At 49.0% G+C, this 22,047-nt stretch carries 12 protein-coding genes and 5 tRNA genes; 2 read left to right on the top strand and 15 right to left on the bottom strand.

The features are described from left to right. Positions 1-48 precede the first annotated feature (48 nt). The 3 genes from ACU37H_RS06600 to ACU37H_RS06590 form a co-directional block, all read right to left on the bottom strand. Positions 49-1,500 carry an RtcB family protein gene (locus tag ACU37H_RS06600; RefSeq protein ID WP_472702327.1) on the bottom strand — a complete coding sequence of 484 codons (1,452 nt, stop codon included), beginning with the start codon at positions 1,498-1,500 and terminating at the stop codon, positions 49-51. Between the two features lie 128 nt (positions 1,501-1,628). Beyond that, positions 1,629-2,729, bottom strand: a complete 1,101-nt coding sequence (locus ACU37H_RS06595; protein WP_472702328.1) for a slipin family protein — start codon at positions 2,727-2,729, stop codon at positions 1,629-1,631. 190 nt (positions 2,730-2,919) lie between these two features. Continuing rightward, positions 2,920-3,059 (bottom strand) — tRNA-Asn (locus tag ACU37H_RS06590). A 330-nt stretch (positions 3,060-3,389) separates the two neighbouring features. Here ACU37H_RS06590 and ACU37H_RS06585 point away from each other — a divergent pair. Then, positions 3,390-4,415 carry a helix-turn-helix transcriptional regulator gene (locus tag ACU37H_RS06585; protein ID WP_472702329.1) on the top strand — a complete coding sequence of 342 codons (1,026 nt, stop codon included), beginning with the start codon at positions 3,390-3,392 and terminating at the stop codon, positions 4,413-4,415. Between the two features lie 451 nt (positions 4,416-4,866). Here the strand turns inward: ACU37H_RS06585 and ACU37H_RS06580 are convergent, their stop codons facing one another. The 8 genes from ACU37H_RS06580 to ACU37H_RS06545 form a co-directional block, all read right to left on the bottom strand. Then, positions 4,867-5,094: a hypothetical protein gene (locus ACU37H_RS06580; protein WP_472702330.1), complete on the bottom strand. Its 228-nt coding sequence runs from the start codon at positions 5,092-5,094 to the stop codon at positions 4,867-4,869. Beyond that, on the bottom strand, positions 5,069-5,947 hold the full coding sequence (locus ACU37H_RS06575; protein ID WP_472702331.1) for an AAA family ATPase: 879 nt from the start codon (positions 5,945-5,947) through the stop codon (positions 5,069-5,071). The genes ACU37H_RS06580 and ACU37H_RS06575 overlap by 26 nt, the downstream gene beginning before the upstream one ends. Before the next feature lies 1 nt (position 5,948). Further along, entirely contained in the window at positions 5,949-6,428 is a 480-nt protein-coding gene (locus ACU37H_RS06570) for a ribonuclease H-like YkuK family protein (RefSeq protein ID WP_472702332.1), read from the bottom strand. A 24-nt stretch (positions 6,429-6,452) separates the two neighbouring features. After that, positions 6,453-6,527: transfer RNA gene (locus ACU37H_RS06565), tRNA-Phe, on the bottom strand. 55 nt (positions 6,528-6,582) lie between these two features. Further along, a tRNA-Arg gene (locus tag ACU37H_RS06560) sits at positions 6,583-6,655 on the bottom strand. Positions 6,656-6,657: 2 nt separating this feature from the next. Then, positions 6,658-6,730, bottom strand: a tRNA-His gene (locus ACU37H_RS06555). Between the two features lie 73 nt (positions 6,731-6,803). Next, positions 6,804-6,947, bottom strand: a complete 144-nt coding sequence (locus ACU37H_RS06550) for a hypothetical protein (protein ID WP_472702333.1) — start codon at positions 6,945-6,947, stop codon at positions 6,804-6,806. A gap of 948 nt (positions 6,948-7,895) precedes the next feature. Then, positions 7,896-7,970 (bottom strand) — tRNA-Val (locus tag ACU37H_RS06545). A gap of 98 nt (positions 7,971-8,068) precedes the next feature. Between ACU37H_RS06545 and ACU37H_RS06540 the strand changes: the two genes are divergently transcribed. After that, entirely contained in the window at positions 8,069-8,617 is a 549-nt protein-coding gene (locus ACU37H_RS06540) for a DNA-3-methyladenine glycosylase I (RefSeq protein WP_472702334.1), read from the top strand. A 10-nt stretch (positions 8,618-8,627) separates the two neighbouring features. Here the strand turns inward: ACU37H_RS06540 and ACU37H_RS06535 are convergent, their stop codons facing one another. From ACU37H_RS06535 to ACU37H_RS06520, 4 genes are read right to left on the bottom strand one after another with little or no spacing between them, the layout of a single operon-like run. Beyond that, the gene (locus tag ACU37H_RS06535; RefSeq protein ID WP_472702335.1) at positions 8,628-10,382 is read right to left on the bottom strand and encodes a hypothetical protein; all 1,755 of its coding nucleotides are present in this window, start codon (positions 10,380-10,382) and stop codon (positions 8,628-8,630) included. Between the two features lie 9 nt (positions 10,383-10,391). Then, on the bottom strand, positions 10,392-15,248 hold the full coding sequence (locus tag ACU37H_RS06530) for a hypothetical protein (protein ID WP_472702336.1): 4,857 nt from the start codon (positions 15,246-15,248) through the stop codon (positions 10,392-10,394). 33 nt (positions 15,249-15,281) lie between these two features. Next, complete coding sequence (locus tag ACU37H_RS06525) at positions 15,282-18,497, bottom strand: hypothetical protein (protein ID WP_472702337.1); 3,216 nt, start codon at positions 18,495-18,497, stop codon at positions 15,282-15,284. A 17-nt stretch (positions 18,498-18,514) separates the two neighbouring features. Continuing rightward, positions 18,515-22,042, bottom strand: a complete 3,528-nt coding sequence (locus tag ACU37H_RS06520) for a DUF6603 domain-containing protein (RefSeq protein ID WP_472702338.1) — start codon at positions 22,040-22,042, stop codon at positions 18,515-18,517. Positions 22,043-22,047 lie beyond the last annotated feature (5 nt).

Genomic DNA, 22,047 nt, shown 5'->3' with positions numbered 1-22,047 from the left:
GGTTTTTGCTTTTTACAGAGGCGCGGGTTTTTTGCGGGAAAAAACCAATTATTCACCCGATAACGGATCTTTCTTTCTCTTCCAGCTCCTGTGCGCGGCGCCATCCATCTTCACGATTTTCGGTGTGAAGCTGCCGACAACGTCTACCAGGGCCGTTTGAGATTGCATCACCGTGTGAATGTCTTTATACGCGAAGGGCGATTCATCCAGGCCGCCACCCAAAAGCTTTACGCCGAATTTATTTAATTCGTCCCTGAATTGTTTGTCAGTAACAGACTGGATCGCACGGGTACGGCTCATTTTCCGCCCGGCGCCATGTGATGCTGAATTAACGGCAGCGGTTTCGCCTTTACCTTTCACGATAAAGCCATCGGCGGTCATGCTGCCGGGAATGATCCCTAACACATTCTTGCCCGCGGGAGTAGCTCCCTTCCGGTGAACGATCACTTCTTTGCCATCCAGTGTTTCTTTCCAGGCAAAGTTGTGGTGATTCTCTACCATCTTCACTGGTTGTCGTCCCAGCTGCCTGGCGATTTTTTTATGAATGATATGGTGGCATGCAGAGGCGTAATCTCCTGCCAGGTTCATTGCCAGCCAATATTCCATGCCTTCTTCTTCATCCAGCCCCAGCCAGGCCAGGTTTTTGGCCTCCTGGGGGAGGCGACGTTTGCTGATGGCCAGTTTGGTAAAATGATTGGCAATGTTCGCTCCCAGTGCCCGCGATCCCGAATGCGTAAGGAAACCGATATAATCTCCGGCTTCAATACCCAGGGTTTCGTCTTTCCCGGGAATGGATACCCGCCCGAATTCTGCAAAGTGATTGCCCGATCCGGAAGTGCCTAATTGTTTCCAGGCGCGGCCATGAAGCGCTTTCAGTAAAGGAAGCTGATAAAATAATTCGTGATCCATCACGGCATGATCGGCCGCCTGGTGAAACTGTGCCCCACTTCCAAACAAGGTAGCTTCGCCCAGTTCCCGCGTAAAGAAAGATTCGCGGCTGGTCAGTTCTTTTGGTTGAATGTCGAAGATGCTCAGGCACATCCGGCATCCGATATCGACACCCACGCCATATGGGATCACTGCGTTATCTGTGGCGAGTACGCCTCCGATCGGCAAGCCATAGCCGCTATGCGCATCCGGCATCAAAGCGCCGGCCACTGCCACCGGCAATTTAGCGGCCTGGTACATTTGGTGCATGGCGCCCTCTTCAATATGGTCTTGTCCGAATACATTGAAATGAATGCCCTGTTGATTCAGCGAGATCTCAGCTCCCTCTACATTTGTTGGTTTTGGCAACAGGTGCTGTGCGATAGGGCCGAATGTCTCATCAGCCGCATAATCTCCCGGCGCTGCCAGGATTGATTCTAACAGATCCAGCGCTTTTTCCTTGGCCTGATGTTTCCAGGCCTTTTGTACAATATTCATGGCCACAGAGATTACAGGCCCTTCAGGATACCCGATCGCTCTCAGCTCTTTGCCAGTTAAAGTAAGTTTGCTCATAAAATTTTATTGATACAAGGGTTATTGTCCTTGTAGCGTTATAAATACAAAATTGCGTTATAACTGTGCAGTTTATTTGCACAGTAGATTTAAAAAACATCCGACACCGATGGCATCGGATGTGCCTGCTATTGGCGCGGGATAAAGATCTGCTTCAGCTGATCAATTAACACGCCATTGCCGTTAACGCTGATATTGTTGATCTTGTCAGCAATTTTTTCAACGTATTCCATTTCCTTCAGTTTCCACAGCATGGCGTTTTCCTCCATCAGTTTAGCAGTGTTCAGCAAACTGCGGGTGCTCGCAGTTTCTTCTCTGCGGGTGATCGTATGGGCCTGCGCTTTCTTTTCAGCTACCAACACCTGGTTCATGATCTCCTTCACATCGCCCGGCAAAATAATGTCCCGGATCCCAAAGTGCAGTACCTTCACGCCCAGTTGCTGCGCCTGCTCCTGCAGTGTGGTCAATACCAGCGGCACCAATGTATCCCTTTTTTCCAGCAGCTCGTCAAAGCCATAGGTAGATACATATCCGCGCAGCGCCAGCTGAATGATAGTGTATAATTGCTGATCATAGTCTTTGTTTTGCAAGACTGCCTTTTCAATATCTGTCACCATGTATTGCGCCCAGGCATTGATTCTTAAGGCTGCTTTATCCTTCGTGAGGATCTCCTGTCCGTTGACCTCTATCTGTTGTTGACGGGTATCCACTCTTTCTATAAAAACGGGAGTCGCATTTTTCCACCAGCGATATATACCGGGGCTGAGCAAGCCCTGATATTTTCCATCAATAAACAATACTGCGCGCTCATGGTTCTCTACGGTAATGGTTCTTACGTAAGGCGCCAGCAAAGGGTGTTGCAGCAATGCAGTATCAATAGTATCCGGGATGTCGAGCATCGCTGTGTTTACTTTTATAAAGTGGTATTGAACCGCTACGCTTTTCCAGAATGCATATTCGCCGGCTTTTAAAATAGCCTTCAGTATACCATTTTCAAATTGCAATACGAGTTCACTGTCTTTTACAGATACGACCTCCAAAGCGTTGGCCAGCGCTGCATCCTGCAAAAGAATGTTCAGTGCGACCGGTGCATTAAAGATGCCTTCCTTTTCAAACACGGATATGCTTTTATTCCAGATCCAGTACTTTCCTTCGTGCAGCATTTGCTGATATACCCCGTTTTTAAATACCAGTCCGGCCTGATAAGCGTTAATTTTTACTCTTTTCATGTTTATGGTTTTTGTTGTTTGTTTAAAAAAAGCAGTAATGTTTCGAAACGGCTCCCTGGCTTTCGCGGAGCGGGCGACCTTTAGTTACGTTGCAATGCGGTTTTGAACAGTCTCCTGCGATACGCTTGTATCTCATTCTCTATAAAAAAGCACATTCATTATAGCTACAGGTTCGCCTGCTGCAGGCGATGGCCCGGGATGCGGCTAATGATCCTGTTGTATCATTATTCGCTGCCGTTTCGATCGACTACTTGCGCTGTTATACAGGGCGCCCTGTTGATTGTACCTCCAGATTAACAGTCTGGTGTTCTACCATTGAACTATCCGAGCATTTCGGAGCAGGATTCGAACCTGCAACTGGAGCTGTTGCTCTAACCCTCTGAGCTATCACCTTTCAGGTGAAGGGGAGTCGAACCCCTGACTCACAGCGTGGTGGAATCCCGTATTCATTGAAGCAGCATACAGTCACGCATAGCGCCTGCACTGCGGTGCTTTTATACACGCGCCTGGTCTTAAAGGAACCGGTAATACCTCGTTTTGCCTTCCGGCAATATTTTAAAGAATAGAACTGTTTTGCTTTGCTGATACAAAGATGTATGCACTACTGTGCAGTCATTTTGCACAGTAAAAAATATTTTTTATTTTTCTGAAAAAAATCAGATGCCTGTTAATCGAAATGCACTGATCCGGTACCGGACCATAGACAAATGTTTACAAAACCGCCGCCGCAAGTGGACCATTGAAGACCTGATGGATGCCTGCTCCGACGCGCTGTACGAGTACGAAGGCATCGATCGCCCGATCAGCTTGCGCACCATCCGGTCAGACCTGAACGCCATGCGCAGTGATAAGCTCGGCTATAATGCCCCGATCATTGTGACCGATAAAAAGTATTACACCTACGAAAATCCCAACTACACGATCACTGATATTCCACTTACATCCCAGGATCTGAACGTGCTGCAGGAAGTGTCTCATCTGCTCCGGCAATTCAAAGGATTCAGTCATTTCAATGAAATGAATGAAATGCTGCACAAGCTCGAGGATAAGATCTACAGTGAGCAATACCACCAGGACACAGTCATTGATTTTGAAAAGAACGAACTGCTGACCGGTATCGAATGGCTCGATGTGTTGCATAAAGCAATTCTGCAACGGCAAACGATTCAGCTCACTTATCAATCCTTCCGGGCCCGGCAGGCCGCCGGCATTATCATGTACCCTTATTTGCTCAAAGAATATCGTAATCGCTGGTTTTTACTGGCGATGAACAAAAAGGGAAAGGAAGTGGCCACGTTCGCGCTGGACAGAATTCAACAGGTTACTATTTTACCCGATGAGCCTTTTAAAACTCATCGAAGCTTTCACGCGCAGGATTATTTCCGTGATATTATTGGTGTCACCCGTAATATCGGCGATAGTCCTGTCGAGATCCTGTTTTGTGCGAACCATATCCAGGCGCCTTATATTAAGACGAAGCCGCTTCATCATTCTCAGAAGATTATCGAACAGAAGAAAGAAGGTGTTGTGTTTTCCATCACCGTCATTCCCAACTTTGAACTAGAGCGCGAGATGATAGGATTTGGCGAGGGACTTACCGTCCTGTCGCCCCCTTCTTTCCTCCGTCGCATCAGGCGAAAAGTGAGGTTGCTATACGAGAATTATTTTGAAAACGATGCTGAATGAGTTTGCAGGGTGCATAACATTTTTTCTTTTTATGTGATTTTTTTACCGCGAAGCGCGCAAAGATTTGTTCGCAGAGCACGCAGAGTAGGAAGTTGTTTAACCTTTTGAATATTTTTCAGCAGAACATTTCAAAACAATATCCTCATTCAAAGCGAACCGAAGCGCCCGCCCCTGCCTGGACGGACGGGAAGAAATCCCAGCTAACCCGGTCTGACGGCCTCCGTCTGACCGTTTCTGTACGCAAGCACCCATCAAATCATCGGATCAGAAAGCGCTACCAGCGCCAGGAATTAGTGCGGGGCCGCTGAAGCCACAAAGACCGGCATGAAATATCGCTCTTGTTGGCACACATGATCCGCCTCCATCCCTTTCGCAGCATGAAAAAAGTTGAAACAGCGCCCAGGATAAAAATGTTATGCACCCAGTTTCCCTTTTTCGGTGAGCAAAACAATTACATTGCCGGAACGCCATTCATTCTGAATCCTATTACTCTTTCTTTTTCGCCGGATGAACTTTTTGATTCATGCTGATGAGCTATTTCTGCAATACTCATCGGCTCGGTTACTATTGTGTCAAATCCGAGATGATGACTTAGTGCCTGTGCTTTAGCAACTCCGAGTTTTCCGAATTCATGTTGAGCAATCAACCGACCTTTACGTAACAGTGCGTTGTCGATCATTGCCCAGCGAACTGTTGAAGGTGCAAATAATCTGTACGTTCAGGAAGTCAGCTAAAAGTCCGTCAGAGATGTTCAACAAGTTCGAAACGGAAGAGCTGCTGCTATACTTTCTGTCCATGATAATATTTTCTGCATCTTCTATCACTAAAATAGAATTCGGATTATCGATCAGCAGCTCAATAAAGTCCGGGTTCATCAGGTTGCCTGCAATGCCCGGTGATAAAAACAAGACCCGCTTCTTTAGCTTGCCGACCAGGTATCGCAGGTAAGTTGTTTTACCAGTGCCGGGCAAGCCATGAAGCAATACAATTCCTTTATCATTTTTATTTCGTAGTCGCTTTTGAATGATGGCGTCTGTCTTCACAAACTCATCTTCGTAAAATAGTTGTAAATCTAATTTGCTCCGCTTTATTTCCATGCCTTTGAGTTCCAGGCCCTTTGACGTCGAAACTACCAGGTTGATCTCAAGCGGTTCTTTTCGCCGTTTTTCCTTGTTAGCTAATGCCAGCAAAGCGAAACGATGAATGATTTCGGTCTGTGGCCCACTTTGATACAGATAGGCATAATCTTCATCGAGTTCAATCATTAAATCCTCGCTGCAAATAATAATCTTGCGATCGTGCATGAATTTTTTCTTCCGTAGATTGAATTCGCTGCGTTCGAAAATCTGTAAGATGTCATTTGCCCAATCCCTTTTGAGCGATTCGAATAGTTTGCTGCCATTCACATTTTCGAAACAGTATTGATTGGGAATAATGTTGTACAGTTGTGTGTATAAAGCCGCTGGCTCAACGTAATAGGAGTTAAATACTACCCCAGCACTCAGTTTTTTATTATTGAAAAGGTTGTCCATTTTATTGTACTATTTTGTTAGCGCAATTAGTGCTTGCGAATGCTTGTGGCTTGGCCCTGAAGGCAAAGCCCATGCCTGTTATATAGCCCATGGCCTCTTTTAAAGCATCATTGCTTTTAAAGGCAGGGTCGGTGTTGATGTCTGCATGAACTTCAAGTTCGGTGTTGAACGCTGTCAGCACGTCGGAAAGCTCATAAGCCGTTTCAATGCTTTTTATTACCTCCTTCAACATCCGCTCTTTGATGCTCATCTTCTGTACTATTTGCTCAGAACGGATAAACATAAAACCTCCTTTGCCCTGGCGAAGGAAAACGATTACTGTGGCAAACGCGGTTGTCCTGTTCTTTACCTGGCTGTCTGTTCCAACGCAGACTTTTATCTTGTGGCCTGCTGCTTTTTCCTGTGCAAGCCGGTCCTGTACTGCTTCCCTAATAGAAAGCTGCAACTGCATTCCGTTTAATGTGCGCCATCGCTGTTTCATTTTTTTAAAAGTTTATATTATCGATGGTGCCTCCCGGAATCGAACCAGGATTTATAGTTCTTCAAACTATCGCAATAGAACCATCTCTGCCAAAGCACCTCGTTACATCAGTCCGCCATTACGTGGCTGTCACTTACGCAACTTGATATTATTGTTGGCTTTGCAGGAGTTGAACCCGCATTTCTTCATTCGTAGTGAAGTGTTCTGATCCATTGAACTAAAAGCCATTGGTTAGCCCCGGGTTTCGAACCCTGATCTCCGCATCCACAGTGCGGCGCTTTGCCGGTTAAGCTAGAGCTAACATGTAAGTAACATCGCCGCTGCATCGGCGGCGAATGTTACTTTTTCCGCTGCACATCAATTTGTTATCAGGCTTTACCAGCGGAACGGTACTTCCGCAGGGTGCCTGTTATCGTCTTTCCTTTGCATCAGCTCGCTATCGGCTGGATCTTTTTTATTTTTATTGAAGAACCATCTTAACAGATGCCAGATAGCGATGGTAGTAAGTAAGAATAGCATAGTAACGTCTTTTGAAAGCAGAAAACCCGGTCGCACAGACCGGGTTTTATTATTGATCAGACAGGATCTTCTCCTTATCTGGAAAATAGCTTCCGGTGGAAAGTGCAGTTCAACACTGCGACGCTAAAGGGTAAGCAACGGCCATTCAGTAACAGGTTGGATCCTGCTCTGGTGATCGATAGCGGCGACCAGTGTCGATGGGTTATGTGGTTTGCTTGTTTACATGAAATCATTTTTGGTTCTCGTTTTTGTTGCTGGCATGGCATAAAAAAGCCCCGCTTTGTCCGGGCGGGGCATATATTCAGTTTGCTTCTATTTTAGCTGAACTCAGCAAGCATACCTGCCCCAACCCGACGATAGCCTAACGGGCTAAAGTCTTTTGTATTGATATGTATTGTGCAGCGGAGCATGTCTTATGTTTTTATGTCTCTAATGGGTGTTAATACGCAAAAGCAAAAAGGGTAACCCATGATGGAGGATATTTTTTTTATTTTTTTTTAACGCAATCGGGAGGAGGTTTTTTTGCTTGTTGTAAAAACTGCTTGTGCTTGGATTGTTCCGGAAGTTTTTTGAATGCAGTGCGCGGCATCATGTCAATTGTCTTTTGCGCCTAACGCGACTGAATATATTGGTTTCGCCGACATGGAAGCCGGGCAATATCTTTAGTCGACTGTCCTCCGGATGTCTCTGGTGATTTCCATTCTTAATCGTTCGCGTTTCCGTATTAATCTTCAGCTGAAATATTTAGTGGGGTTTTATGCCGGCCTTTCCTGATGTTGATTATGTCGTCATGTCTGTTATTTTAACCCCGACCTAACAGGTTTCCAAAACCGGTGAGACAGGGGGCAGCATATTTGACTTGATCCCTGATCCCTTGATTCGTTACAATTTTAGCGCCACCTGCCGCAAACGAAAAAAGCACCTACATCGCTGTAAGTGCTTCTTCTGTGGGAGTTGACGGCCTCGAACCGCCGACCCTCTGCTTGTAAGGCAGATGCTCTGAACCAACTGAGCTAAACTCCCTTCTTTTGTGTCCCTCTCTTGTAAAAGGGAGTGCAAAAATAAGGGAAGTACTTTTAATATTCCAAAAAAAAATAAAAAATTTTTTCGAATATTGTGGTATGTCAAATTACTACTGTGATTTTGTAAAAGGGAAGGGAAAAGGCACTGTGCATGAGACCTATCATGACCTGGAATACGGCTTCCCGCTGAGCTCGGATAACGAGCTGTTTGCCAGGCTGGTATTGGAGATCAACCAGGCAGGACTGAGCTGGGAAACCATTCTTAAAAAGAAGGATAATTTTTATAAAGCCTTCGATCATTTTGACATCGAAAAAGTGAGTCGCTATACTCAAAAGAAATTTGACGCACTCATGCAGGATGCGGGCATCATCCGTAACCGGTTGAAGATAAATGCCGCGATAGAAAATGCCAAAGTCGTGAAAGGCCTTCAAAAGGAATTTGGTTCCTTTCAAAACTGGCTCGACCATCACCATCCTAAAACAAAGGAAGAATGGATGAAGCTGTTTAAAAAGACATTCAGGTTTACCGGCGGTGAAATTGTCAACGAGTTTTTAATGAGTACCGGGTATCTTCCGGGTTGTCACAGCGAGACCTGCCCGACCTACAAGAAGATCGCGAAGCTCAAGCCGATGTGGATGAGAAAATAGATGGGCCTGTTTAGATCGACAGGATCTGGTCAAACATCAGTCCGCTCCATCCTTCTCCCTTGCCGGTTGTTTTTGACCGGCCTACCCATAAATAGGTTTTGCCATTGAGCCAGCGCGTTCTTTTGTACAATCTTTTTACGATCACGCCTGCACGTGGCACTTCCTCTTCTTCGATGAGGTGCTTGCCCGGCGGCTGTTCAGTCAGGAACTTGCTGATGGGTGTCGGTGCGTTAGGGATCCTTGCTCTTTGCAGGCGCACTTCCTGCTTCGAGGCGTCTTGATGAACCGGCACAAATGGCACCCAGTTTTCAGGAACACTGGTGCCCAGCAGGTAACGGATTTTAGCTTCAGGGTCTGCGGGGGTAAACTCCTGATCAAATCGTTTAGCGTTGGCCTTTATGGACCTGTTCCCTCCAGCTGCAGAAGGTACCACACTTTCAATGGCCCACACCATATTCGTCATCTCATCTCGCATAAAATTGATCTTTTCAATTGGTTCACTCTGCTGGATCTTCAACGAGGCAGGCGCAAGATAAAAGCGGTTCCGGGGCGATGAGAGATCATGACGCTCCGTGTGCCGGAAGCAGGCAAACTCGTGCCAGTTCGTCTCCGGGTCTTTGAAGGTGGGCTCTACCAGGATGTTTTGGCCAAAGACATCTGTGACCATAATTCCTTTTACTTCACAGAGGGTATTCGCTTGCATTTCGTAGGGTAATACAAACCAATCATTGGAGTAAGTGAGTCCATACTCCGCCACAAGCAGCGATAGCAAGCCGCTGGTGCCGGTTTGTATTTTTCCAAAGTCCACGCGGCTGTCTTCCATCTGCCAGAATCGGGGATGGGGCATGCCGCTGTATTGCAGCGGTGTCGGCATAAACGTCTGCACTATTTCTCTCAGGTTGTCGTTAGCAGGGTTGGTCGTATTCAGTGCACGTTTATTCTCATCAAAGCTGAGCCAGTCTATTTTTCCTGAGGCATATTGATCTGCTTCGAGGTAGACCATCTGCCTGTTCTCCGGATGCGGAAGCTCCATCGCAAAATTGTATTCCATGCGGTGGGGTAGCCAGGCATTGCTATTATTATGGATGGCCGGATATAAGTGCCGGTACCACTTTTCGAATGAAGGAATAACCTGTTTTACAAGTGTCGATATTATTGCGTCTGATGCGCCGGGCATCGAACCTGCGGTGGTGGCGAAACTCCCGTCATGGATCGCCTGCATCAAAAGATAACCATCAGGAAAGAGACCGGCGACGGATTCAGTCAGAAAGATGCCTTCCCTGTCGTCGGGATGTATGTCTGGTGCGATCGGAAACCGGGCCGCCCATTCGGGTTGGAGCGTTTCCAGTCCGGCGGTTTTAAGATACTTGAAAAACTGCCTGCCCATTTGCAGACGGAGGTAAAAGTCTGCATCCGGCGCTTCACCTTCGACCAATGGCTCGAGCGGGGCCTGTTGGGCATCGTAGGGCATAGACACCTGATCGTTGATCCTGATGACACCTGGTTGCTGATGTTCTGCCAGGATTTTGGCCTGGTAAGCAGTGCCGGCATCCTCACCCTGGAATTCGCCGAGCTGCCACTGGCGGGTCAGCATCCACAAAGGATCTGCAATTTCTGCCCGCAGGGTGCGATCAAATTCTTCCGTGCGCGGTAACCCTTCCAGGCGGTTGCGATTAGATATCAGCGGCTTGATAAATTTATAATCCGGAAGCTGCGCGCTAACCGATATTTTCAGGTTACTGAACTTCGTTAATTCTATAGGCATAATAATAATTTAATTCCATTTTTTATACAGCTGCAGGTTAGCGGCGGACGCTATTTGCTGAAACCGGTCGCTCAGCAACAGGTAATCCAGCGAAACGTTAGCCTCATTGACATCGAAAGAAGCAATGGTCATAGGCAACAACACGCGAAGGGTGTCGTGTTCCATGATATGATCCGGCTCAACGGCCCTGGATTTGGCTCTTCTCAACGTATCGGCGAGCACGCCCTGCAATACATCCCAATCCCATTTCCCGCCGCCCGTAGGCTCTATTGCAACGATAATACTTTGCGGGGCGGTAGCATTCGGCTGGTTATAATGAAAAGCGATGCCGGTTACTTCATCAGCCACGGGTATCTTCTCCGTCCATTCGTCGATGATGATGGCGGATTGGCTTTGCCGGGCCTGTAAAGCGCTGTCCCCGATAAGCGCGAGCGATACCGTGTCTTCCATGATGGTAAAAGGGGCTCCCTGGTATTCCGATGGAAATTCTACACCCAGCCAGCTGTCATCCGGTCTGAACGGGATTTGTGCGCATTGCAGGGAAAGATCGGAGCGACTGATGGCTTCGGACATGATGCGAACCGTTTCCAGTCGGGCTACACCCACGCGAACGCGTGCGATCGATTGCAACCAGGATTCTTTCACCGTTCCGGCATCCATGTCATTCAGCTTTTGATGATAGGCCAGGAGCTGCTGCTCATCAGCGAAGGTCTTTTCCAGGTGATCAGCATTGCTATATTTAAATTGGGGTAGTGGCATGAAGTCTTCGCCCAGCAAGAGTTTCGAGGCTTCCGTATATAATTTGATCTTATTGGGGATGTTGGTTTCGGGTTCTGCAAGAACCAGCTTCGCTTCCGTTTTCCTGATCTTTTCGGCCAGTACTTTCCAGATGTTGCCTGTTTTCTCAAGCAGCCCTCTTTTATTTTGACGGGTGATCAACGTCAGGTTTCCGGGGTAGGCTAACTGGATGCCGTAGAGAACCGCTTCAATCTGGAACCGGATCATTTCTTTCACGGCCGCTTCAGACAGGTCAAGCCGTTCATATCGCTCCTGCTCATTGGAATGAGAAGTGATCGTGTTAAAGAACTCCGCTATCGTTGCGGGATTCCACTCATCTTTAGGTGTCACGGTTCCCGGCTCCAGGTTGCTGAATTGCTGATACAGTGTGATGAGATTTTTCAGCTGCCGGCTGATCCTTTCGTGCCATTCTTTAAAGTCGATCCCCGTATCATCTGCAGCGGTGGAAACGCTTTTTTGTTTGGAAGCAAAGTCTTTGGCCGACGCGGCGCGTACGTTACCGATCAATGCTTTCAGTTTTCTTAACAGCGGATACACGCGCGACAAGGCTATGCCCGGAGCGGTGATATGGTCCGGGTTGAAGCGGATCTTCACCGGGATGAGGTCCGCAATGCCGGCGGCACTCCGGTAGTAGAAGGCGATCCGGCTTTCTAATTCTGTAGCACCGCCCGCCAGGTCTTCAGGTATAAGGTAGACGAGGTCGATCGGGTGCAGGTTGAGGTCGGCCAGGCTGATCGTTATGGCCCCGTTCTCGTTGCCCGCCTCGTCCATAGCGGCGGCGGTGCAAAGGATATGCTGCGGATCGCCGATAAGCTCGGACAGCCATAGATTAATCCCCGGTTCAAACAGGGATCTGGGTGAGGGCTTTTCAGGCCAACCCACGGCGAGTTTCAGGCCGGCGCCGGTTTTAAAGTGAATAGCGATACGGTGCGTGTAGGTTAGTAAGCTCGACCGGGGTGTTTCTGTTACCTGTATTTCCGGCGGCGTATCAGCCAGTAAGGTTGCGTTCAATACACCGGCAGTACGGTCCTGGTTGCCCTGAGTAAGCTGGTAGGCGCTTTCCGCTAATAGCAGGTCATTACAGGCGTCCAGGCTGTCGGCCAGCTGATCTTTGATCTTAAGGATATGAGCCCGGTCGGAACTGTCGGTCACCAGCGTGCTGATTTCCTGTGCCGTCGCTTTGATGATCTTCAGCCCGTTGACTACGGGATACGCGTCAATGGTTTCCTGCGCTTCCGCCGCACCTTGTTGGGGGATCGAAATATTTTGTATTTCATACCGGTTACGGAATTCGTAGATGTAGCGGTTGAGATTGGCCACGCCTTTAGTGGTAGCGTCGTGGACCGCCCGCTCAAACTGGTAGCCCAGCAAGGCTTCTATGGCTTGTCCGTTGCCAACACCTTCGAGGATGCTCATGGCATTCCTGGTTCGTTCGCTCGACAGGTTCACGGCAAAGGCCTTGCTGTTGGTACGCGATGCATGATTCTTATAGCCCGCCAGGAGCAGGCCCATAGCGGTAGCGTGGTTCAAAGACGGTACATGGGTGAAGCCCGCATTTTCTTTCAGCTTGAAAGGCGCCATGCCATTGGCCGGCCGGAGTGGCTCGGGTACCGCATCGGCTGACAGCGGGATCTGGATTTCAGGTCGCAGGTGCTCCACCCATCCATAAGCGCCGATATAAGCGCCCGTAGGGGCTGCGGACCGGTTGCCTAAAGCTCTTCTCGTAAACAGGCCTGTTTGCCAGGCATCGAGACGGTATGAGCACAGATCGATAAAGTCGCTCAGGTTCTTTTCAAGTGTTTGGGTGGATAGCTGCGACAAATCGTTCATGGCTTTTTTCATCTCTGCAAGTTTCCTGTTTTCAACACCTACATATTGATTGAGCAGGTAATCGCCGATATTGACAGAGATGTTCCCGAATTTCGCGGGATCCACTTTTTGCGGTGTGCCTCTCAACAGTTCGTAAGATGTGAGATCAGGCGCGGCCTTATCAAAGTTGTACAGGCTTTTCTCAAAACTATGCAGACTGATTGGAAATTTGTTTTTGGTATAAAACCTGGTGCCCGCTTGTCTAAGCTCGGTGAGCATGGAGTGCCTCAAAAGCAGGGCCAGCAAGGTTCTTGGCGGTTTATCACCATCGAAGTTTACCGATTCAAGCGCAGCAATAGTGGCTCTTTCCGCCATCCAGGCGATATAATTCAAACCCGATTGGGGAAGTTCTGGCAGGAACGCTGATTCAGAAGAAGTGACATTCGGTAATACCAGCTTTTTATCAGAGATATGCGTGGTCCAGTTATAGAAGATCAAATTGCTGATCAAAGGATAAAAGCTGTCGGCGCCATAATTGAATCCCAGTGATTTTAAAAACTCAACGATGCGGTGGTTGAGAGATTGTACCTCGTTTTTAAGACCTTCTATATCGATGTGCCCTACAGAATAGCTGAAGTCGGGAAGGTTGCCCAGGCGTTGCCTGAAGGCCACCGAGCCTGGATGAAGGCCCAATATTTTAAGCAGGGTTTCGGAATTGCCACCCTTGCCGATTGCCGGTACTTTAGTGCTCACCATTCCGTCCCAGATCAACTGTAGTCTTTTAAGCACATCAGCCAGCCCGATATAAAATTTAGATCCTGCTTCAGTCCATCTCGATAAATCGCTGCTGATTAACACGCCGTAAGGCTGGTCGCCGATCCTGATGGGGGCGAGCGGACCACGCGCCGTTACATAACGGGTGAAGTAGTCGCGGATCTGGTTGGCATCTCCTTCTTTGATTACCGGATCCATCAGCTCATTAAAATAATAAGACAATGTAGCCGCATATAGAGCGGTATTCATCTTCAGCGCGTTGGCGTGTTCATTCAGGTCACTGTTCGTAAGCTCCGGAAGCTGGTAAAGATCAATGCCTGTTATTTTTGAAAACAGGTCGAGGTCAGAGCCAGAAGCCTTAACCGGCATCGCTCCTGCATAATAACCTCTTTCTAAAGAATTCTCGTTTTTAGTATAGCCGGAACCATCTTTCTCCGTGTTGTTGGTAGGAGTTCCCTGCTTCAAAAATGAAAATCCTTTAGAAGAGTAGTGATGATTTTCGAATACCTGTTCGAGGATCCTTTTGCCATTGTCTGCATCTGTCGAGTGAGACACTCCCAAGACGGTGATCCGTTCAATGGCATTGCCTGCTCCCAACATGCCGGGCTGTAATGGGATCTTCATGCCCAGCCCGTAAGCAATGGCTTTGTTAAAATCCTGCAACCAATCAATGTCTTCATTGAATTGCAGTTCAGTGCCCAGCTTCCTGATGGCTTCTTCTGCCGCCATGGGGTCAGGGCCTAGAAATACCGTATCGGGAATGATGTTGCCCACTTGTTCATACACCGGCGCCTTGTTTTTAAAAAGCGTTACTACAAACCGGTCGGGTAAAGCCTGTGTACGCGGTGCGCGTGTCCAGGCATGCTCCTTGATTTCCGGATAGGAGGGGAATTCCAATGCCGCGGGCGCAGGGGTGTAGATGTCCGTCCAGTTGACGGGCTTGGTGCTCTTCGCTACCCAGATGGCTCTTTGTGCCCCCGTCACTGTTTCCTTAAATTTCAGCCACACGTTTCTTCGTGCCTCCTCTTGGTCTGCGGTTGTGTTTGCTGCGATAGTCGCAATACCCGTCCAGTAAAGCTCTCCCGCGTCGATCTCTCCTTTAGTCATGGCAGGCTCGTGGGTATTAGCGTGAATGTCGTCGGGAAAAATGCGCACCCATAATTCTGGTGCAGCGCTGACCGGCGGATTGACAAAGCGGGTTTCTAGTCGCACCGGCAATAACACAACCGGAATCTTTCCGTCTAGTTCTTTGGTGAGCATCCGCACATTGACTGCATGCAATCCTTTGATGGCTTCGTTTAGTTGCCGGCTGCTTTGCTTTAAAACAGATTCGGATTCTTTCAGGCGGCCAATGATGGTTTGTTCATCTGCTTTCGCCACCGCCTTCTGGATCTCCAATTTTTTAGCGTAAGTGCTTTTGTCAGATGTGTGGTAATCGGATCTTAATCGATTGATCAGAGCAATCTGCTCCTGGAAACTGGCCATAAGTTCAGTGTTTATTTTTTCAAAAAGTGAATGTCAACGGTGCAGTATGTTTGTTTTATAATGGATGTATTCTTTCATCAGGTTGGTGTGGAAGGGCACGCCGTTGTTCTTTTCAGTGATCTGACGGTCCAGCATCTCCGTGGCGTGTATCGCAACCATGACGGGCCTTTGCAGCAGGATGGTGGCCATATCGGCCGAACTTTTCCCCCAGGCGCCTTTTTTCTTTTTCTCGTCTTCTGAGAAGTTGAATCCTTCGGGTGCTTTTGCCGCCGAGACAAACGGAATGCTTTCCCCATTGAAGTTTTTCCAGGACAGATCATTCCAGGTGCGTGTTCCAGGCTTGTTGGGGTCAAAGTCGATATCCATACCAAACCGGGGCTCGCCGGGCACTTCCGCTACAATAAAGAACCAACCTTCTTTGTTGCCGGGGAAGTCTGTAACTTCTTTCACACCTGCGGCTTCGTCAATGGTCAAATCAAATCCCAGGAGTTTAATATCCGGCGGCAGTTCTGCCTGGTACAACGGGAACCGCACCTCCTTTGCCAATCCGGCGTCGTCCAGCTCCGTATGGATCTGCCACTTGCCGTCTTTCTTAAATGCCTTTTGCGCATAGATAACTGTGTTGGGAAATTTTTTCAGCAGTTCCCCGCGGATGACAAACACGAGCTGTTCTGAGTCACCCTCTTTATCACGCGCATTGTTTTTCCCGAGTTGATTGCTGGCCGGCCACTTATGAATGGGAGCAATATCTTTCAATGCTTCAGCATCCTGCGATGTCGTTTCCGGCGAAATAAAACCCTTCACATCCCAGAACTGTCGGAAATAGCTGCCACGCATATCGGTCGGGTATTCGCGCCACAGCAATTCGCGTCCCATTTCAAAGTTGAGCCCGGTCATATAAGACTCGATGAATTTCTGATTGGTGCGCAATAACGAAAAAGTATTAGGTTGAATGAGATGCAGGTTGGGCAACAGCAACTCTTTATCCCGGTCGATCAGTAATTTATAAGCCGGCGCCGGAAAGTCGGGATAGGCCATAGCGGGGAGCAGGTCATCTACCGGCGGCTTGAATACACCGGGGCCCCAGGTGATGATGCTTCCCAGCATCTTTTTATAAGCCGCTGAAGGGCGTATCGTTTCCAGTGTCTTGCCGGCGAGCGCGGGGATGTCCGCTACTGGTTTCACTTCTGGAGTGTCGCGGTAATTGAATCGGACATTGTAATCTGTATAAGCTTTTTTGTAGTCCTGGTTGGCTACGTTGATAAAGTCTGAAACGCGCCTGGCGCCGGGTTGTATCACGATGTCCCGTTTGATCACAATGTCGGTGCGGATCTTATTGTTGCCGGTCAGGATATTAGGTTTGATGGGCTTTACGGGCGCAGGCTTCAGCGGTGATAATTCCGTTTCTCCGCGCAGGATACCGGGATGGAGTATGCCCGGACTCACTTGTCGTTTCACCAAAATGTCTTTATTGAACACGGTGTTCCAGGAAGAGATCTTGGGAAAGCCGCCGCTATACTGTTCCTGGTTGAAGAGCGAGGCTGCTTCCAGGTTCGATTGCAGGCTCCATATTTTCAGATCCGCTATTTTGGAAGGCGCTGCAATCGTACCCCAGTCTCTTACAATATTGATGCTTTGAAAGGTGTCGATCGATGCCGCCGTGATACCTTTGACCTTGTTTGTATCGTTTACCAGCATACTGATGTTCAGGTTGCTGTCGCCGGACTTCTTTAATCCGCGGGTAACAGAAGTGTTGGCCCGCATTACTTTCTGGATCGCGGGCATGAACAATGCGTCGGGCACTTTGCTTTGCGCAATCTGTTTTTTGATCGTGAGCCCCGCCGTTAGTATTTTGGAAGAGATGAGTCGCGTGAACGCCAGTACTTTCTCCCGGTCTAATGGCACCACATGCTTATCCAGCGAACGGTCCATGATCTGACCCATCAGTTGTGCCAGCCGCGCTTTGCGATTGGCTTCCAATACATCAGCCAATTGTTCCCAGGCCTGGTCCATAAATTTTTCCTGGTCATCCTGTACGGCTTTAACGCCGAAGCCCGCCGGCACGCGATGACGTGGATCCCGGTTCAGGTCGTTGTACCAGGTGTCTGATTGTTCATTAAAATCAGGTACTGTTTTCTCACCAGGCTTCGCCAGGTTTTTGCGCATGGCATGATACATTCCATAAAAAGGAATGGTGACATAAGGGTCCTGGTCCGGATCTTCCAGCTGGATCTTGTTGAGATTAACCAGTTTCGATATTTCTGTATGAAATGCATTCAGGGCGATCTCGGTGGATTCGGCGGTAGGGGCTTTCACGGCTCCTTCCAGCAATACAGAAACAGGATTGGTTGCGGGGATCTCCTCCGTACTGTTAAGCTTAAAGTAGCCGGGCCTCGAGCAATCCATGGGACGAACGCCTACCCGTTTGTCCATCACCCTGGGCTCGATCAATTTAACGAGGCTTTCGAAGTCGAAATTAGCGCCGGTTCTGAAATGCCATCGATGGTACACCGGCAACTCGATTTCGGCGCCAGCGCCCCATGCGGCTTTTTGTGCGGGGACACCTGCAATCGGTTGGCCGAGACCTGCTAATCGGCCAGTTTCAAAGGTGGGGACAAGAAAAGCATGATACATAATGTTAGGCTCCAGCTTGCGCGGACAGAGGACGCGGCTGTACACGCCATCCGGATCCGTTTTTACCTGCTTTTGCAAGCTTTCTATATATGCTTCGATAGCTGATTCTTCGTTCTGCAGATTGGTATGCATATGTGCCCAGAGATGTAGCTCGGTCGCGGGTTGCAGGGCCGCTGCATTTTTCACCACTATCGATTTAAGCGGTGTTTGCAGCGTCGTGTCTTCGAACTCTGATTCTTTTAACACGATCAGGCTCAGCCAGGGCCGTAGATGAATGTTGTCGGGGCCTGTAGCTCCGGCGGGTGTATACCTCCACGGGAAATCTTCATCATAAAATTCGACGTAGGGCAGATAGTTGGGCTCAAAATTTGATACGCCGGTCCTGGGCTCATTGCGGATGATCATGTCCGCGTGAATACCGATCACATCGCCGGGACCCACGAGCGTGAAGTGTTGAGTGGGCACCGGGATCGTATCATTGAGTGTAATGTCAACGGCGACCCGCGCCCGTTCGGGTTGGGCGCCCTCTGCAGCGCCCAGGGTGTCCGGCTCTGAGATGCTTGCGGCAATGCCCTTTCGCGCCCAGGAAAAAAAACGGTATTCTGCAAAGCTCATAAGAAATGATTTTGTGTTTAAACTAATTCGTGGAGGCTTACTACCTGTAGTTGTTCAGCCATTTCGGGTCGTTGTTTTTTGATGGACTCGAAGGATTGCAGCACTTCTGCATAGCTGCCCGCTCTCAGGTTCTGATCCCATTCCCTGAGATTGTCATTAGAAGCCAGTGTATAAGTGCCGTCGGTGACTTTGGTCGGCACCGGGCTATTTAACTGATTCTTTTTAGAATGCTTCCATGATAAAACGGAGTTTGCTACACCGGCACTTCTTTTCATCCTGCTGAAGTTGCCCGCCGGAAGTTTGAAGATCCATTTGGGGCGCAGCGGATTGTCGTCGTAGGTGTAATCAAGTTCATAGCTGAGCTCTGAAGGATCGAGCGTGGTCGTCGCCAGCGCGAGATTGCCCGTGTCATTGACGATGACGCCGCTTTCAAGTCTTTCAAATGATTTCCTGGAAAGCTTTTCTGCTTCTGACAGCGGCTGGTAATTGCCTACGGCAAACAGTTCCTGGTTTTTAGCCGCCGGGAGCGCGGTGCCGCCGATCCTGACCTGTGTGATCCTGAAGTTGGATTCATTTTCACGCAACGGCTTTTTGTTGCCATATTTTTTGATGCTGAAATTCAGTGGCAGCGCCCTTTGGCTAAAGCTAATGGCTCCGAATGGATGTATCAGCAGATCTACCTGCTCATCTTCCAGTAGGGTCCGGAGTGTGACATGGACATTATTGAAATCCGGTATAACGGGTTTCCAGTTGGCCGCCTTACCCAGCTCTGCAGTGATCAGCGATAGCAGGTCCTCTGTCTCGGTGGTGATCTGCGGTTGACGTTCACCCCAGGTGGTTTCGAAGCCAATGGTGATGGTGGCGAACAAGATTCCGAAGGATACTTCACCTTCAATATGCCAGGGAGTGGGGCCGGAGAGCAGGCCGAGGAAATGAATTCCAAACAGCACACTTTTCTTGCGCCTGATAGCCAGCGTGGCTTCCAGCCGGACGCTGAAACTAAACGGATCGAAAATGAACAGCACGTCCAGGCTCAGCATCCCATATAGATTGAAGCTCATCGGGCCTTCCGCCAGTAGTTCTGCCTTGGCTCCAAACTGTACTGAATTGGACGTGACAGCAAAGTAACATTCAATGCCCAGCCTTGGATTGTCGCCGCTCAGCAATTGCAGGCTGATCCGGTCCATTTCGCGGAAGGCGCCGGGTAGAGTAGGTACAGTGGGATAGTCTTTGAAATCAGGATGGAAGCCGCCGATGCTCAGGCCAAAGGTACTGGCATCGCCCCAGGCCACTACCAGCGCCATGCTGCCGGTTAGCGGGAAGCCTACCAGCTGCGAGTCGAAGAGAACCGCCTCGAAGTATAAGAACTGGTTTTGAAAATCAATCACTCCCAGGAAGTTAACCTGTATTTTCACTAATGCGGTTTCCTCAGTAGGTAATGCCAGCTTCACGACACCTAAGATCAGTATTTTCGGATCAGGGAGTTGGAGGATAATCCCTAGTTCAATGGAGATCAGCGTTGGCGTACCCCAACCGATCTTGCCCATAAGACCGATCAGGAAAGAATCCTGCTGGATCGGGAAGATCTGTTTGATATCACTGATGATGCGGTTGATATTGCCCACTACATCTTCGGGAAACAAAATACTTTTGATGGCATTGGTCTTAAGACCCACGCGTAACGCTTCTACTTCGGCGCGCCGGTTCACACCCAGCAGGCCGCCCACACCCAACAGGGTAAAACCAAAACCGAGCTGGACCGCAGAGAACTCGGCAGTGATAATGATCAGTAAGGAGAAGCCTTTGGAGCCATCGGGCATAATGGTATTGAGAATACCCACCGCCTTCAGGTCAAACAGGTTTTTGAAAGATAGTTCGAGCGCACCAAAGTATTCACCCTTGTCCGGATCGAGGTATAAAAAGCCGCCCCCGGTAACGACGCCTGCATTGACGCGGACGCCGGCGCCAGTGGGCCATTTAATGCCGGGCTTGAGATCATAACCTAAGATGCCCCCGTTGTTATCGAGCTTGACCGCATTGAGCGTCATGCCCAACCGGCTGATCGTAATCGTAATTACCGAACCGAGCTTCAGCCAAAAATCGATAGACACTTCCAGCTGGAAGTTATTCAATGCCGGATCTGACTTGGCGGCGATGGTCAGCATTTCGATGCCTACCACATTGCCAAGGTTGAGATGGACAGGCATCTGTTTATTAAAGGCATTCAACAGTTTGGCGACGACTTCCTGCACAAGTCCGCGGGACTCAGGTGCGTTGCTTTTCGCAGCCGGTTTTTCACCAGTGCCTATATTGCCATCGCCGTCGACAAAGAATCCTTTCTTCTGCGAGAAGCCGATACCGAGCGGGAATTTGTCTTTGATATCCGCGGGCAACAGGTCAAACGGAAAACCGCTCAGATCTCCTTTACTGAATTCGTAGTGAATATTCAGCACGCTTTTTACCTGCACATCCTCGGGTGTCACTTCCAGTCCAAGTTTGACCGTGCCGAAGGCAAATTTGATAGCCGGCTTGTCCAGCAAGGCGATCATTTTAGGTTTCTCTGCATTGTAGGCATAGCTGATCAGGAATTTATTGTTGGCGCCGCCCCGGGCCTCCGCTAAAGTTCCGATCCTGAACAATCCATCGCCGGATAGCTGGTAAGCAATGGTATGCTTGTTATCGTCAAAATTAAAGCTGCCGTTTACATTGGCTGCCAACTCGGATACAAATGCAACGCCGCCCTGGTCTTTGGGTGCAAATACCATGGTGCCGTAGGCGGTTCCTCCCGCGGTCGCCATGTCGTCCGATCCGGTCGCGCCGCTGATTGGTTTTACCGTAACGCCAAAGGTGAGGGCCCGGTTAGTAATAGCATCTGCAATAGGTTTATCAGAAGAACTGACGCCTTCAAAACCGTAATTGGAGCTGATCACTAAACCGCGCACCCCTTTTGTTCTTAAAAAATGATCGAGGTAAAAAAGACCACCGGCAATAAGAAGAAATAACGAATCTGACACCGCGGTTGCGCCTTCTGTTGTGTCCAGTCCGTTACCCAGCTTATCGAAGAAGCCGCCTACATAGTCCTTCAGAAAACTGACGGATCCGCCCGCGGCTACAGCATTACTGTCTAATGTATTGAGCAATTCCAGGACGGCATGAAAGGCGGGTTCTCTGCGGCGGATATAGTCGAGCGTCAGCAAGTTGAGCAACGCCGTTACGATCTCGCCAACGGTTCTTTCTTCCTCTTCATCACCGGCACTCACAGCAGCGCTGATGATGCCTTCAATCCCCATTACGAGCGAAGTAAGATCGGCAATGGCTCCGGCAAGCCGGAACGGATCCACTTCGTCATTTTCCTTGTCAATATAAGCCTGCAGTCCTCCTGTCGCAGGAGCCGCTGCACCGGGGCTGCTACCACTGATCCCCAGTGTTCCCAACAGTTCGGTACGCGCCTGGTCGTCGCTGAACATATTGAGTGCAGGCTTAAGGATATCGTAAAAGACCTTCAGTATCTTCTGAAAAAAATCTTCACTGTTTTGATCAGCCATGCTGT

Source organism: Niabella sp. ZPM-14, assembly GCF_055693045.2.
The sequence above is the reverse complement of the archived record's forward strand: the minus strand, read 5'-3'. Positions and strand labels throughout refer to the sequence as shown.